Genomic DNA, 14,726 nt, shown 5'->3' on the forward strand with positions numbered 1-14,726 from the left:
AGGACGCCGCATGGCCAAACCGAACTATTCGTACGAGAAGCGCCAGCGCGAGCTGGCCAAGAAGCAGAAGAAGGAAGAGAAGGCCCGCGAGAAGGCCGCGCGCAAGACCGGCGGCCCGTCTGGCGAAGGCGAGGCGCCCGCCGACGAGGCCGAGGTCAGCCCCCCGCAGCCGGAGACCGGCTCCCAGTAGCCGGCTTGCGCCGCGCCCGCGCCGCGAAGCGCGCGGGATCGACGGCGTCCATCAGGCTGGCCTCCACCGGCGACGGCGCGCCCGTCACCCACGCCGCCAGCAGGCGCGCCCCCAGCGCCGACACCCCGATGCCACGCGAACCGAGCGCGGTGAAGACGAACAGGCCCTCGCGGCGCGGCAGCAGCCGCGGCTGATCGGCCGAACCCACACCCAGTCGTTCCGGATCCGGCAGGGCACCGATCACCGGCAGGCGGTCGGCCGCCGTCCAGCGCCATCCCACCCGCCCTTGTAGCGTCGCCCCTGGCACGGTGACGCTCACGCCGAGCAGGCGCGACAGCTTCGCCAGGTTCTCGGCGTGGTCGGATTCGCGTACCGCGGCGTTGGGGTCGGCTCGCTGTGCGGTGGCGCCGAACAGCGCGAGCCCGTCGACGGCGGGCAGCACATAACCCGCATCCGCCAGCGGGAGCCGCGGCAAGGCGATGCCCGCCGCGGGCGCGAACGAGACCTGGCCGCGCAGCGGCTCGATGGGCCAATCTTCAGTGCCGGCCAGGCGCAGGGCATCACCCGCATTGGCCAGCACCACGGTCGGCGACCGTGCCAGCTCGCGGCCGTCGCGGTCGGTCAGGCACCAGTCGCGGCCGTCCTGCCGCAGCGCACCGACATCAACGCCGCCGCACCAGGCCACGGCGTCACCGGCACTGCGCAGGAACCATCGAGCCAGGTCACGCGGCGAGATCCAGCCGCCGCCGGGGTAGAACCACGCCGGATGGCGGATCGCGATGCCTGCACGCGCTGAAGCTTCCTCGGCCGACAGCGCCTGCGCATACGCGGGCGGCAGGCCGTGGCGGCGCAGCAGGGCGTTCATCGCGCCGAGCCCGGGGGATTCAGGCTCGAGCCGCAGCAGTCCATTCACGTCGCCCGGAACCCCGGCCCCGACGGCGGCGCGCGCCACGGGTTCGAAGGCGAGCGCCGCAGCACGGTGCCAGCGCGCGTGCACGCCGTCGTCGGGCGTGAGCACGCCATGGAACAGGCCGCCGGGATTGCCCGAGGCCTCGCTCGCGGGCTCGGCGTGCGTGTCGAGCACGGTGCTGCGCCAGCCCTGCTCCGCGAGCGCCCACGCTGCGGCGCAGCCGGCGAGCCCGCCGCCAACGACCAGCGCATGGCGTTCGACCGCGCGCACTCGCGGCCGCCCCGGCGGTGTCGAGCGCACTGCGCCCACCGGCGCGAACCGGGCCAGCGTGATGTCGCGCTTGCCGCCTTGGCCGGGCCCCTTGCCGACCTCGAACCCGGCCAGGCGCAGACCTTCGCGCACCGTCCCTGCGGCCGACCAGGTGGCTGCCGTCGCCCCTGGTGCAGCCAGCCGCGAAAGCGCCTTGAACAGGCGCGCATCCCACATGGCCGGATTGCGGTCTGGCGCGAAGCCGTCGAGGAAGAAGGCATCGACGGTCGCCACCCATTCGGGCAGCCACTGCGACACGTCGCCGAGCGCCAGGTGCAGCGTGACCCGGCCGTCGTCGAACGCCAGTCGATGCAGGTTGTGCGTGAGCGGCGGCCATTGGCGCCGCAGTTCGTCGGCCAGCGGAGCGATGTCGGCATCGCGCGGCCAGGCGAGCAGGTCGTCGCACGTGGGCGGATGCAGCTCAACCGAGACGACGTCCAGCCGCGCGCTGCGTTGCGGATCCTTTCGCCAGGCCGCCCAGGCCGCGAGGAAGTTGTTGCCCAGGCCGAAGCCGGTCTCGGCGATCACGAAACGCTCGCGGCCGCGCCAGCGTTCGGGCAAGCCGTTGCCGGCGAGAAAGACGTGCCGCGCCTGCGCCAGTGCCCCGGAGCGCGGGTGGTAGGTATCGGCGAAGTCGGTGGCAAAGGGCAGACCGTCGGGCGAAGCGACGATGCGGGCCGGGACGATCGGCGACGACTTCATCGGGCCGCGCCGCCGGCGCGCGCGGCCAGCCACTCCAGCAGGCGGTCTCGCGCCGGGGCCAGGCTGCGGTAGGCCAGCACCGCCTCGCTCATCGTGGCCAGAGCGGCATGCAGTGCGGCGGCCTCATCGGCTGCCGTCACCACCTCGGCCAGCGGCCCGCTCTCGACGTGGATGGTGAAGATGGCCTGGTGCGACTCGGGCAGGGGAATGAAGGTCTGTCGTTCGGTGCGCAGGAAAGCGCTGCGCGCCAGACCCTCCGCGTCGGCGTCTTCGGGCCAGAGCCGCTTCGGCGTGCGCTGGGGGTGCATGTCGAGCCGCACCTCGGGCGTGATCGTCCAGACGAAGCGTTCCCAGCGCTGCGTGCCGGTCACCAGCCGCGCGAGGTGGTCCGAAGCGGCGAGCAGCAGCCGGTTGTCGGCCACTGGCGCGTGGACCTGCGCGAAATGCCGGCCGATCTTCTCCTGCGGCGACCAGTGCGAGGGCAGGCACACCGCCAGCCACGGGATGGTGGCGGTCTGCCCGTCGATCACCGCGAAGTCCTCGGCGAAGGCCAGGCTGAGCAGACCGGCGAGGCGCCACGGCGCGGGCAGCGCGCCGAGGCAGCGGCCGATCTCGGCGGGGCCGTCACCCACCACCACGTCACCGCGCAGCCCCCAGCCGAGCAGGGGTGCGCGCACCCCGTCGGCATTGCGCTGCAGGGCCTGCGGGTGCTCGGCTTCGGCGTGAGCGCACAGCGCCTGCAGCGCGGCACCAGCCTGGAAGCCGGGGGCCGCGAGCAGGGCCTGATCCGCGTGTTGCGTCAGCACGGCCAGCTTCTCCTCGAGCGCACGCTCGCCCGGCCGGCTGGGCGTGAGCTGGGCCGCGCCGGGGGCGAGCGCGCGCAGCCCGGGCTGCATGCGAAAGGGCGCGGTGACGGCGGCGAAGTCGAAGGCCATGGCGCGATGATGCCCAACAAGCAAACGGGCGCCCGAAGGCGCCCGATCGTGGCTCGCAGCCCGCGCGCGTCAGACGCGCTTGCGGTACTCGTGCGTGCGGGTGTCGATCTCGATCTTGTCGCCGTTCTCGACGAACAGCGGCACCGCGATCTCGAAGCCGGTTGCGATGCGCGCCGGCTTCATCACCTTGCCGGAGGTGTCGCCCTTGACCGCCGGCTCGGTGGTCACTTCGCGCACCACCGAGGTGGGCAGCTCGACCGAGATCGCCTTGCCGTCGTAGAACACCACCTCGACGGCCATGCCGTCTTCCAGGTAGTTGATGGCATCGCCCATGTTTTCGGCCTCGACCTCGAACTGGTTGTACTCGGTGTCCATGAAGACGTACATCGGATCGGCGAAGTAGGAGTAGGTGCACTCCTTCTTGTCGAGGATGATCTGGTCCATCTTGTCGTCGGCCTTGAAGACGACTTCCGTGCCCGAGCTGTTGAGCAGGTTCTTCAGCTTCATGCGCACGGTGGCGGCATTGCGGCCACCGCGGCTGTACTCGGTCTTGAGCACGACCATCGGGTCCTTGCCCTGCATGATCACGTTGCCGGCGCGGATTTCCTGTGCGATCTTCATGATGACTTTCGGTGTGGCAGGCGCCCCGGGCAGCGTTTTCCCGACTGGCGCAAAACTCGCGATTCTACCGCTTTTCGCGCACGAAACCGGCCAGCTGGGTGCACAGATCGGCCTGGGTGGCGAGGTGATCGCGCCACGACAGGGCGTGCGCTTGCCACGCGGCGGTGGACTTCGCATCGGGCAGGCCGGGCCAGCGCGACGCTCCATTCCAGGCACGCCACAACGCGGCGCAGACCTCGCCACCGCCGGCAGGCAGTTCGCCCCGGTAGCGCGACAGGAAGGCCTCGAGCTTGGCCAGGTGCGCGTTGTCCTGCTGGGGGTAGAACTGCCACACGAACGGCACGCCGGCCCAGATCGCGCGCACCGCCGAATCCTCGCCTCGCACGAAATTCAGGTCGCACGACCACAGCAGCCGATCGAAGTGGCGCTGGGTCAGGAAGGGCAACTCGATGCAGCGCAACGCGCCGAGCTGGCCTGATGGCCCGAGAACGGCACGGGCCTGCTGCGCCGCCGGCCCGGGCGTGGCCAGCAGCAGCGTCGGCTCGCGCGCGAGATCCTTCATCAGTGCGGGCAGGGCGGCGTTGGCATAGCAGAACAGGCTCACCAGTCGCTCACCCGGCGTGGGGTGAACGCCGTGCGCGCTGCGCCAGGCCGCGGCGTCGAAGGCCCGGCGCGACTCGATCAGCCCCGGCTCGCGCAGCAGACCACCGGTTCGCGGAGTGAATCCGGGGTAGAAGAACCACTTGGTGAGGCCATTCGGCTGCGGCGAGGGCAGGCGGTGGCTGCGCTCGACGTAGTCCTCCGCGCTGAGGTATTCGAGGTTGATCCACACCGGCGCGAGGCTTCGTGCGGCCATGCGCCCGACGAAGAACGGCGGAAGCTCGCAGCCGAAGGCCTCGACCACCACGTCGCCCGGCTCGACACCGGGATCCCGTGCGGGCCACGGCTGCACTTCCACGCCGGCCGCCCCTGCAGGCGCCATCCACGACAGCGCCGTGGCGTCGTCGACCCACAGCCGCACCATCTCGCCGCGCGCCGCGAGATCGGCCGCCAGCCGCCAGCACACGCCGAGATCGCCATGGTTGTCGACGACGCGGCAGAACAGGTCCCACCTCATGGGCACCGATGATACGGATCGATAATCCGCCGCGATGGAGCCCACGACCGACACGCCCGACGTCCCCGACGACGCGGCTCGAGCGCGCCTGCTCGACGACGTCGCCGCGCTGCCCGGGCTGCCCGGCGTCTACCGCTACTTCGACGCGCAAGGCAATGTGCTCTATGTCGGCAAGGCGCGCGACCTGAAGAAGCGCGTCTCGAGCTACTTCCAGAAGAACCACGGCGGCACGCGCATCGGCCACATGGTTGGCAAGATCGCGCGCATGGAGACCACCGTGGTGCGCTCCGAGGCCGAGGCGCTGCTGCTCGAGAACAACCTCATCAAGACGCTCGCGCCGCGCTACAACATCCTGTTCCGCGACGACAAGAGCTACCCCTACCTGAAGATCGTCTCGGGCACCTTTCCGCGCATGGCCTACTACCGAGGCGCGGTCGACCAGAAGCACCGCTATTTCGGGCCCTACCCAAGTGCCTGGGCGGTGAAGGAATCGATCCAGCTGCTGCAGAAGGTGTTCCGGCTGCGCACCTGCGAGGACACCGTCTTCGCCAACCGCACCCGGCCCTGCCTTCTCTATCAGATCAAGCGCTGCTCGGGGCCGTGCGTGAAGATGATCGACGCGGCCGACTACGCGCGCGACGTCGCCAATGCCGAACGATTCCTGCTCGGCGGCGAGCAGGAGACGCTCGACGCACTGCAGGCCCAGATGATGGCGCACGCCGATGCGCTGCAGTTCGAGAAGGCTGCCGAGATCCGCGACCAGATCGGCGCGCTCTCGCGCGTGCTGCACCGCCAGGCGGTGGAGGACAACACCGGCGTGACCACCAAGGACGCCGACGTGCTCGCCGTGCGCTTGGAAGGCGGAAAGGCCTGCGTCAACCTGGCAATGGTGCGCGGCGGGCGACACCTCGGCGACCGCCCCTACTTCCCGGCGCACGTCGAAGACGGCACGGTGGTCGGTGCAGGCGACGAAGAGGAAGGCGCGACCCAGTCCCCTCCGGAGGTGCAGGTGCTCGAGGCCTTCATCGCCCAGCACTACCTCGACGCGCCGGTGCCGCCGCTGCTGATCCTCAGCCATCCGGTCGACAAGGCGCTGCTCGAGGTGCTGTCCGCGCAATGCGGTGTGCGCGTCACCGCCCAGCACCAGCCGCGCGAGGCGCGCCGCGCCTGGCTCGACATGTGCATCCAGGGCGCACGGCTCAAGCTGGCCCAGCTGCTGGCCGAGGAGGGCTCGCAGCAGGCGCGCACGCGCGCACTGGTCGACGCACTCGATCTCGCCGTGGAGAACCTGGACACCTTTCGCATCGAGTGTTTCGACATCAGCCACACCGCTGGCGAAGCCACCCAGGCATCGTGCGTGGTGTTTGAAAACCATCGCATGCAGAACGCGCAGTACCGTCGCTACAACATCGAAGGCATCACCGGCGGCGACGACTATGCCGCCATGCGCCAGGTGCTCACGCGGCGCTATGCCAAGCTCGCCGAGGGCGCGGCCAGTGGCGCCGCACGCCTGCCCGACCTGGTGCTGGTCGACGGCGGCCGCGGACAGGTGGCCATGGCGCGCGAGGTGTTCGAGGAACTCGGCATCGACCTCGGCCTGATCGTCGGCGTCGAGAAGGGTGAAGGACGCAAGGTGGGCCTGGAGGAACTGGTCTTCGCCGACGGCCGACCCAAGGTGTATCTCGGTCGCGACTCGGCGGCACTGATGCTGGTGGCGCAGATCCGCGACGAGGCGCACCGCTTCGCCATCACCGGAATGCGTGCGCGCCGTGCCAGTGTTCGCACAGGAGGCAGCCGGCTGGAGGAGATTCCCGGTGTCGGGCCGCGCAAGCGTGCGAGACTGCTGCAGCGCTTCGGCGGCGTGCGCGGGGTGGGGCAGGCGAGCGTCGACGACCTCGCCAGCGTAGACGGCATTTCGAGGGAACTCGCAGAGGAGATCTATCGTGCGTTGCATTGAACCGAAGGTGGGGCTGGCCCTGGCCACCCTGGCGTGGCTCGCCGGCTGTACCAGCCCACCGCCGCCGCGTGCGCCGGCGCCAGCGCCGGTGGCCCGCGCTCCGGCGCCGCCGGCGGCCGCTCCGGCCGCACCCACGAACCGGCGCGTATCTCAGGCCACCAACGAGAAGGCTTACCGTCAGGATGCCGCGCGCGTCATCTACGCGGCCTATCCGGACAGCATCTACAAGGGCAAGCTGCCGCCGCTTCTGTATGCCATCGCCGTCGTCGAGACCGAGGTCGACTCGAACGGCAACGTGCGCGACGTGCGCATGCTGCGCGCGCCGAGCCATGCGCCCGAGGTCACGGCGCGGGTGCGCGAATTGATCCGCAAGGCCTCTCCGCTGCCCGCGCCGGCGCGCATGGGCACCGTGCGCTACACCGACACCTGGCTGGTCGACAAGAGCGGCAAGTTCCAGCTCGACACGCTGACCGAAGGCCAGCTGTAGGCCCTGCGCGGCCCGCAGCAGGCGAGGCGAAGAACTTCGGCACAATCGGGCCGATGTTCTTCAACCTGCCGACCCTGCTGACCTGGGCTCGCATCGTCGCGATCCCGCTGATCGTCGGCGTCTTCTATCTCCAGCTCGAACCGGGCCTGCAGAACCTGCTGGCCACGGTGCTGTTCGTCGTCGTCGCACTGACCGACTGGCTCGACGGCTACCTCGCGCGTCGGCTGAACATGACCTCGTCGTTCGGCGCGTTCCTCGATCCGGTGGCTGACAAGTTCCTGGTCTGCGCCGCGCTGCTGGTGCTGGTGCACCTGAACCGCCTGCACGCGCTGGTGGCGCTGGTGATCATCGGCCGCGAGATCGCGATCTCGGCGCTGCGCGAGTGGATGGCCCAGATCGGCGCTTCGCGCAGCGTGGCCGTGCACATGATCGGCAAGCTCAAGACCGTGGTGCAGATGGTCGCGATCCCGTTCCTGCTCTACGACGGGTGGCTGTTCGGCCTGATCGACACGCACCTGTGGGGCACGGTGCTGATCGTCGTCGCCGCGGTGCTGACGATCTGGTCGATGGTCTACTACCTGCAGAAGGCGCTGCCGGAAATTCGCGCCAAGGCGCGCTGACGGTGTCCGGCGCCGACTCGCGCCTGCTGCTGCGGGCGATGCCCTGGGTCTTCGTGCTGATCTGGAGCACCGGCTTCGTGGTCGCCCGGCTGGCCATGCCGCACGCGCCGCCGCTGGGATTCCTGGCGGTGCGCTACACACTGTCGGTCATCTGCTTTGCGCTGTGGATGCTGATCTCGCGCGTGGCCCTGCCGCCGCGCGAGCAGTGGCTGCACCTGGTTGTCAGCGGCGTGCTCATGCACGCCGGCTACCTCGGCGGCGTGTGGTCGGCGGTGAAGGCGGGCATGGGGGCGGGCACCGTGGCGCTGCTCGTCGGCCTGCAACCGGTGCTCACCGCCGTCTGGCTGAGCGCCACCGCCGGCAGCCAGCCGCGCGTGTCGGCACGGCAATGGCTGGGCCTGGTGTTGGGCCTGGCCGGCCTGACACTGGTGGTCTGGCGCAAGCTGGGCGTCGGCGAAGTCACGGTCCAGAACCTGCTCTTCGCCACGGGCGCCTTGATCGCCATGACGGTCGGAACGCTCTACCAGAAGCGCTTCGTGCGCGTGGCCGACGTGCGCGCCGCCAGCGCCGTGCAACTGCTGGCCGCGTTCGTGGTGACGGCGCCGCTCGCACTGCTCGAGGGCGAGCCGATCCGCTGGCATCCAGATCTGATCGCCGCGCTGGCCTGGTCCGTGCTGGCGCTGACCCTGGGCGGCAGTTCACTGCTGTACCTGCTGATCCAGCGTGGTGCAGCCACGCAGGTCACGAGCCTGCTCTATCTGGTGCCTCCGTGTACCGCGGCGATGGCGTGGGGCCTGTTCGGCGAGGCCTTCACGGCGCTCATGATGCTGGGCATGGCGCTGACGGTGATCGGTGTGGCACTGGTGGTGCGCGACGGGCGATGACGCGCTGCGCAAAGGTGTGTCATAGGGGCTGCTGCCGCGTCCATGATTACGCCTAGAATCGCCCTCCCGACCTTGACAGCCCAGGGGGCGCGGCATGTAATGGCCCGCGCCGGGCGTGCCGAGCAGCGGCATGCACCGAGACACCCACCGAATTCAGTCCGAGAAACCGTTTGAGAGGGGGACATCCCGTGAACAAGTCTGAATTGATCGAGCACATCGCCCGCCAGGCCGATATTTCCAAGGCTGCCGCCACGCGCGCCCTGGAGGCCATGATCGGCGGTGTGAAGCAGACGCTGAAGAAGAACAACAGCGTCTCGCTGGTCGGCTTCGGCACCTTCAGCGTCGGCAAGCGTGCCGCGCGCAGCGGCCGCAATCCCCGCACCGGCGCCACGATCAAGATCAAGGCCGCCAAGGTGCCGAAGTTCCGTCCGGGCAAGGCCCTGAAGGACGCGGTCAACTGAGCCCGCTCATCTGCACGGGTGCTTAGCTCAGCTGGTAGAGCGGCGCCCTTACAAGGCGTAGGTCGGGGGTTCGAACCCCTCAGCACCCACCACCGGCTCCTCGCGGCCGGACCGCCTGGCCCCCGGGCCTGCGATAGAATCCGACGAGCACACCAGACCCGAAGGCGAACCGAGGTTCGCCTTTGTCGCATCTGGACATTCCGCTGTCGATAGAGGCTTCCGATGTTCGATTTCGTCCGCAAGCACACCCGCATCCTGCAGTTCGTGCTCGTGCTGCTGATCTTCCCGTCCTTCGTGTTCTTCGGCATTCAGGGCTACAGCCGCTTCACCGGCGGCGAGAACGAGCCCGTGGCCAAGGTAGCCGGCCAGAACATCACGCAGGCCGAGTGGAGCGCGGCGCAGCGCGAACAGGTGGAGCGCGTTCGCCGGCAGATGCCCGGCGTGGATGCGAAGCTGTTCGACACCCCGGAGATGAAACAGCAGGTGCTCGACGGCCTGATCCGTGAACGCGTGCTCCTGGCCGCCGCGAACAAGGCCCACCTCGTCACCACCAACGAACGGCTGCAGCGCGAACTGCTGTCGATTCCGCAACTCGCCTCGCTGAAGAAGCCCGACGGAAGCTTCGACGTCGACGCCTACAAGGCGCTGCTGTCCGCGCAGGGCATGACGCCGGAAATGTTCGAGGCCCGCATCCGGCAGGACGCCACCATGCGCCAGGTTCTCGATGGCGTCGGCGCCACGGCGTTCGCGCCGACATCGCTGAGCAACGCGGCCTTTGACGCACTGCTGCAGCAGCGCGAGGTGCAGGTGCAGCGCTTCGACGCCAAGGGCTACCTGGGCAAGGTCAACCCCAGCGACGACGACCTGCAGGCCTACTACAAGGCGCCGGAGAACGCCGCGCAGTTCCAAGCCCCGGAGCAGGCCAGCATCGAGTACCTGGTGCTCGACCTGGAGTCGATCAAGAAGGACATCAGCATCCCGGAAGAAGAACTGCGCAAGTACTACGCCGAGAACGAGAAGCGCCACTCGACGCCGGAAGAGCGCCGCGCCAGCCACATCCTCGTCAAGGCCGAGAAGAGCGCGCCGGCCGCCGAGCGCGAGAAGGCCAGGGCGAAGGCCGAACAGTTGCTGGCGGAAGTGAAGAAGTCGCCGGGCAGTTTCGCCGACCTCGCACGCAAGAACAGCGACGACCCCGGCTCGGCCCAGCGTGGCGGCGACCTCGACTTCTTCGGCCGCGGCGCGATGGTCAAGCCCTTCGAGGACGCGACCTTCGGCCTGAAGCAGGGCGAGATCAGCGGCGTGGTCGAGAGCGACTTCGGCTACCACATCATCCAGGTCACCGGCATTCGAGGCGGCGAGAAGAAGAGCTTCGAGCAGGTCCGCGCCGAGATCGAGAACGAAGCCAAGACCCAGCAGGCGCAGAGCCGATTCGCTGCAGCGGCAGTCGATTTCACCAACATGGTGTACGAGCAGTCCGACAGCCTCAAGCCGGCGGCCGAGAAGTTCAAGCTGCAGATCCGCACTGCAGCCGACGTGAAGCGCACGCCGGCACCGGGCGCGACCGGGGCGCTGGGCAATGCCAAGTTCCTCGAATCGCTGTTCAGCACCGACTCGGTCACCAACAAGCGCAACGTCGAGGCGGTCGAGGTCGGGCCGAGCCAGCTGGCTTCCGGGCGCATCGTGCAGTACAGCCCGGCGCGGCAGCGCAGCTTCGACGAGGTCAAGGCGCAGGTCCGCGAGCAGGTCGTCGCGAAGCAGGCAGCGGCACTGGCGCGCAAGGACGGCGAGGCGCGCCTGGCGGAGTTGCAGAAGTCGCCCGATGCCGCGATGCCTGGCAGCGCCGTCATGGTGTCTCGCGCTGCCGCGAAGGACGTGGCGCGCGACATCGTCGATGCCGCGCTTCGCGCACCGGCCGACAAGCTGCCCGCCGTCATCGGCGTGGAGCAGGGCACGCAGGGCTATGCGGTGGTGCGGATCAGCAAGGTCACGGCCCGCGACCCGGCTGCGGCCGACACGCGGCAATTGCAGGCGCAATTCGGCCAGGCCTGGGGAGACGCCGAGGCGCAGGCCTACTACGCCGCGCTCAAGCAGCGTTTCGGCGCCGAGGTCCTGCCCGCCGCGAAGGCCGCGAGCGCACCGGCCGGGCTCTGACGGCGCTGCGCCGTCCGCTATAATGCGCGGCTCTGCGGTGGCTGTAGCTCAGTTGGTAGAGTCCAGGATTGTGATTCCTGTTGTCGTGGGTTCGAGTCCCATCAGCCACCCCATCCCAGCGTTTCATCAGGTCCCATGCCGGACCGAACTTCCCGCTAAATCAACGACTTAGACAGTCGCTTGAGTCAGGAAGGCTCCTGCCGTCCCACGGCAGCGCAGCGAAGTTGGGGGAACATCTGGGGGAACAAATGGCGTGTTCGCAGCCATTTGACGTTTTGTTCCCCCATGCTCACCGACAAGCAGTGCAAGAACGCGAGTTGCGACGCGGGTAGGCCCCGCGTGCGCCTGGCCGATTCCGGTGGTCTGTACCTGGAGGTCTCGCCCTCTGGGTCCAAGCGCTGGTTCTGGAAGTACCGCTTCGACGGGAAGGAGAAGCGCCTTGCCCTCGGGGGCTATCCAGATCTGGGTCTGAAGGAGGCCAGGGTCGCACGTGATGATGCGCGCAAGCAACATCAGTCGGGTGCAGATCCGGTGCTCACGCGGCAGGTGGAGCGCCTCAGTTCCCGGTTCGACGCCAACGCCAGCTTCGAGGTGACCGCGCGCGAGTTCCACACGACCAAGAAGGTCGGCTGGAGCGATCACTACGCCAAGCGCTGGATGGAGCGCCTCGAGAAGGACATCTTCCCCTGGCTGGGCAAGCTTCCGCTGTCCCAGATCGGCGCACCGATGCTGCTGCAGACGCTGCGGCGCGTCGAGGCACGTGGCACGCGCGAACTGCCTCACTCTCTGCTGGAAGCCTGCGGGCAGGTGTTTCGATACGGCGTTGCCACCGGACGTTGTGAGCGCAGCCCTGCTTCGGATCTGCGCGGCGCACTGAAGCCGGTGCTGACCAGACACGTCTCGGCGATCGTCGAACCGGATCAGGTCGGCGACTTGATGCGCGCGATCGACGGCTACCATGGTCACCCCGTCACCCGGGCGGCACTGCTTCTCTCGGCGCTGCTCTTCCAGCGGCCAGGGAACATCCGGCAGATGGAGTGGGCCGAGCTGGATCTCGATGCAAGGATGTGGGCGATACCCTCCGCCAAGATGAAGCGGACAAAGCGGGAGAAGATCAACGGAAGGCCGCACCTGGTTCCGCTCGCCACCCAGGCTGTGGACGCTCTGAAGGACCTGATGCCGCTGACCGGCCGAGGGCGATACGTGTTTCCGTCCCTGATCAGTGCCAAGCGGCCGATGAGCGAGAACACGGTCCGCGTTGCCCTGCGCCGGCTAGGCTTCGACAACGAGACGATGACTCCCCATGGATTCCGGGCGATGGCCCGTACCGTGATGGTGGAGCGGCTCAACGTGGCGCCGGACGTGATCGAGGCCCAGCTGGCACATGGGAAGTCCGGCCCGCTGGGCGCTGCCTACGACAGGGCAGAGTTCATCGAACAGCGGCGCGAGATGATGAAGGCTTGGGCGGACTATTTGGACGAACTCAAGACCAAGCCGCTGGGCAGACCTCGCGAGAAGGATCGGACTGCAGACGGGACGCATCGAACAGAAGGTTGCGCGCCACCTGTGTGAAGGCGCCTGCGTCGGCTGCGTAGCGGCCTCGGTCCCGGAACAGCCTGTAGCCGCTTTTTGCGATCACGTAGTTCACACTGTGCGTCCTGCAACTGACGTTTGTGAGGAGACCATGAGACGCCTCCTTCTCTTGTTGGTCGTTGCTGCGTTTGCAGCAGTCGGCTGGACGTCTGGGGCTGACAGCGGAGTGGGAACGCAGGTCGTGCTGGCAGGCATTGCTGCGCTGTTTGGGATCGCAATAGGTGGTGCGCTGTTCCGGCGCAAGGCGCGAGCGACCCGAAACGATGTCGATACTGGTCACGACATTCCTGGGATGGGAACGTCTACGGCAGACATCGCAGCCAACTACTGGCGGGACAGGGGCCACCCGCCGCTCATGAAGCCACCATCGCCGCCGCCGGATCAGCACATCCACGATCCGGACCGGCTGGCCTGACTACCTTCGCTTCAGCAGGTCCTTCACTGCGTCGGCAGCGCCCTCGGCGGACTCCTTGGCATCCGCAGCTACTTGCTTGGCGGCGCGCTTGAGCAGTGATTGCCCTGCAACCAAGGTTCCATCCTCGCTTCGCCCGGCGTCGGCAGCCGAGTTCAACGCGCCGCTCTGTTGCTGAACACCTTCGCGGATCGCCTGGCCGCGCCGTGAAACTGCGTCACGGACTGTGCCGGGCGCGCTCGGTGGAGGTACAGCGCCAGATGGCAGACCGGGCTGGCGAGCGACTGCAGCATCGCCAGTGCGTTTCACGCTCTCGATATCTGGGCCCTCGGCCAGCTGATTGACCTGCCGCGCATGTTGCGTCCTGACGGACTCAAAAGACAGCGGCACGGCAGTACCGTCAGAGAGGGTCCGGTTCGGTCCGAGTGACTGCCTGGCAAGCTCGGCCTCCATCAGGGCACGGGCGGCGGCACTCGTGCCACCGTACTGCTCGGCGTACCGTGTGAACATGGCGAGGTTGTGCGGGTCCTGGGCAATGTCGAGCGCGATCACCTCACCCCGTTCATAGGCTGCGCTCACGCGCTCCGCATAGGCGCTCCGATCTGAGAGACCGGCCTCGGCGCGCGAACTCCGGGTAGAGCTCGAGTGCAAGCGTGAAGACAGTTCACGTGCCTCGCGGGCGTCAGATGCGACAACCGACGCGAAGCTTGAGTCGCGGGACACTCGGTCGCCGAACTGCTTGAACTCGGCCAACTGCTCCGAGGTCAAGGCGCCCAGTACCCTCTGCTGGTCTGCCGAAAGCCCCGCCAGGTATCCCTTCTCTGCGTTGGCAGTTGCTCGAGCGCCGGCAACTGGTGTGGAGACACCGAGATGACCAGAGGCGCCGAAAGCGATTCGTGCGACTTGCGACTGGCTCATCCCCGTGCTGTCGGCGACGCTCCTCGTGATCTGGTCAAGCCGGTTCAGTGTCTGCCCCAACTGCTCGAAGCTGCTGGATGTCGATCCCGTGCTGCTCCGCGATGACTTCAGCTTTGCCAAGCCCTTGGTGAACGCCTCGGAGAGCACCGTCGAACGTTCGGAGCTTGCGGCAACGGCCTCGGTGCGAGCTGCGTCGACCTGACGGCTGGCGTCCTGCACGTCCTGCTCGCTCACGCGCATCGAGACGACCCGGGACGCGTAGCCCTGGTTGCGCAGCAGGCTGACGGCGGTCCGGCCGGTCAGCATGTTTGACGAGAAGGTGTTGCCGCTGGTGTCGTTCTGCCAGTTGCTCATGAACGCGGACGTCCGGTTCGGCGCGAGCCGGATCTGGTCCATCGAGACATTGCCCATGCTCAGATTGCCCGCGGCGGCACCTGCCGTGGCGCCGGCCACCATCGA

General features: G+C 68.3%; 13 protein-coding genes, 2 tRNA genes and 1 pseudogene. 11 read left to right on the top strand and 5 right to left on the bottom strand.

Going from position 1 to position 14,726, the window contains the following annotated elements; all coding sequences use genetic code 11:
* Positions 1-10 precede the first annotated feature (10 nt).
* Positions 11-190 (top strand): hypothetical protein, encoded by a 180-nt coding sequence (locus AB7U92_RS01755; RefSeq protein WP_428574105.1) that lies wholly within the window; start codon positions 11-13, stop codon positions 188-190.
* Here the strand turns inward: AB7U92_RS01755 and mnmC are convergent.
* The 4 genes from mnmC to earP all read right to left on the bottom strand — a co-directional run bounded on the left by mnmC (position 156) and on the right by earP (position 4,784).
* Positions 156-2,111 (bottom strand): bifunctional tRNA (5-methylaminomethyl-2-thiouridine)(34)-methyltransferase MnmD/FAD-dependent 5-carboxymethylaminomethyl-2-thiouridine(34) oxidoreductase MnmC, encoded by a 1,956-nt coding sequence (gene mnmC / locus AB7U92_RS01760; protein WP_428574107.1) that lies wholly within the window; start codon positions 2,109-2,111, stop codon positions 156-158. The two genes, AB7U92_RS01755 and mnmC, sit on opposite strands and share 35 nt — an antisense overlap.
* A complete protein-coding gene (locus tag AB7U92_RS01765; protein ID WP_428574109.1) occupies positions 2,108-3,046 on the bottom strand; it encodes a heme-dependent oxidative N-demethylase subunit alpha family protein in 939 nt (312 codons plus the stop codon). The genes mnmC and AB7U92_RS01765 overlap by 4 nt, the downstream gene beginning before the upstream one ends.
* A gap of 69 nt (positions 3,047-3,115) precedes the next feature.
* Positions 3,116-3,667 carry an elongation factor P gene (efp, locus tag AB7U92_RS01770; RefSeq protein WP_428574111.1) on the bottom strand — a complete coding sequence of 184 codons (552 nt, stop codon included), beginning with the start codon at positions 3,665-3,667 and terminating at the stop codon, positions 3,116-3,118.
* Between the two features lie 64 nt (positions 3,668-3,731).
* Positions 3,732-4,784 carry an elongation factor P maturation arginine rhamnosyltransferase EarP gene (gene earP / locus AB7U92_RS01775; protein ID WP_428574113.1) on the bottom strand — a complete coding sequence of 351 codons (1,053 nt, stop codon included), beginning with the start codon at positions 4,782-4,784 and terminating at the stop codon, positions 3,732-3,734.
* Between the two features lie 34 nt (positions 4,785-4,818).
* On the opposite strand from earP, the gene uvrC reads away from it, so the two are divergent.
* The 10 genes from uvrC (at position 4,819) to AB7U92_RS01825 (ending at position 13,352) form a co-directional block, all read left to right on the top strand.
* Positions 4,819-6,741, top strand: coding sequence for an excinuclease ABC subunit UvrC (uvrC, locus tag AB7U92_RS01780; protein ID WP_428574115.1), 1,923 nt, complete (start codon positions 4,819-4,821; stop codon positions 6,739-6,741).
* Positions 6,728-7,228 (top strand): energy transducer TonB family protein, encoded by a 501-nt coding sequence (locus tag AB7U92_RS01785; RefSeq protein ID WP_428574117.1) that lies wholly within the window; start codon positions 6,728-6,730, stop codon positions 7,226-7,228. The genes uvrC and AB7U92_RS01785 overlap by 14 nt, the downstream gene beginning before the upstream one ends.
* Positions 7,229-7,281: 53 nt before the next feature.
* A complete protein-coding gene (gene pgsA / locus AB7U92_RS01790; protein WP_428574119.1) occupies positions 7,282-7,848 on the top strand; it encodes a CDP-diacylglycerol--glycerol-3-phosphate 3-phosphatidyltransferase in 567 nt (188 codons plus the stop codon).
* Between the two features lie 38 nt (positions 7,849-7,886).
* Complete coding sequence (locus tag AB7U92_RS01795) at positions 7,887-8,732, top strand: DMT family transporter (RefSeq protein WP_428574129.1); 846 nt, start codon at positions 7,887-7,889, stop codon at positions 8,730-8,732.
* 188 nt (positions 8,733-8,920) lie between these two features.
* On the top strand, positions 8,921-9,193 hold the full coding sequence (locus AB7U92_RS01800) for an HU family DNA-binding protein (protein WP_428574121.1): 273 nt from the start codon (positions 8,921-8,923) through the stop codon (positions 9,191-9,193).
* A gap of 16 nt (positions 9,194-9,209) precedes the next feature.
* A tRNA-Val gene (locus tag AB7U92_RS01805) sits at positions 9,210-9,285 on the top strand.
* Positions 9,286-9,415: 130 nt separating this feature from the next.
* A complete protein-coding gene (locus AB7U92_RS01810; protein WP_428574123.1) occupies positions 9,416-11,344 on the top strand; it encodes a SurA N-terminal domain-containing protein in 1,929 nt (642 codons plus the stop codon).
* 37 nt (positions 11,345-11,381) lie between these two features.
* Positions 11,382-11,457: transfer RNA gene (locus AB7U92_RS01815), tRNA-His, on the top strand.
* 172 nt (positions 11,458-11,629) lie between these two features.
* Complete coding sequence (locus AB7U92_RS01820) at positions 11,630-12,916, top strand: tyrosine-type recombinase/integrase (RefSeq protein ID WP_428574125.1); 1,287 nt, start codon at positions 11,630-11,632, stop codon at positions 12,914-12,916.
* 112 nt (positions 12,917-13,028) lie between these two features.
* A complete protein-coding gene (locus AB7U92_RS01825) occupies positions 13,029-13,352 on the top strand; it encodes a hypothetical protein (RefSeq protein WP_146076039.1) in 324 nt (107 codons plus the stop codon).
* On the opposite strand, the pseudogene AB7U92_RS01830 reads toward AB7U92_RS01825, so the two are convergent.
* A pseudogene (locus AB7U92_RS01830) lies at positions 13,353-14,726 on the bottom strand (conjugal transfer protein TraG N-terminal domain-containing protein); the annotation flags it as partial.

Source organism: Piscinibacter sp. (assembly GCF_050175855.1).
Classification (GTDB): domain Bacteria; phylum Pseudomonadota; class Gammaproteobacteria; order Burkholderiales; family Burkholderiaceae_C; genus Piscinibacter.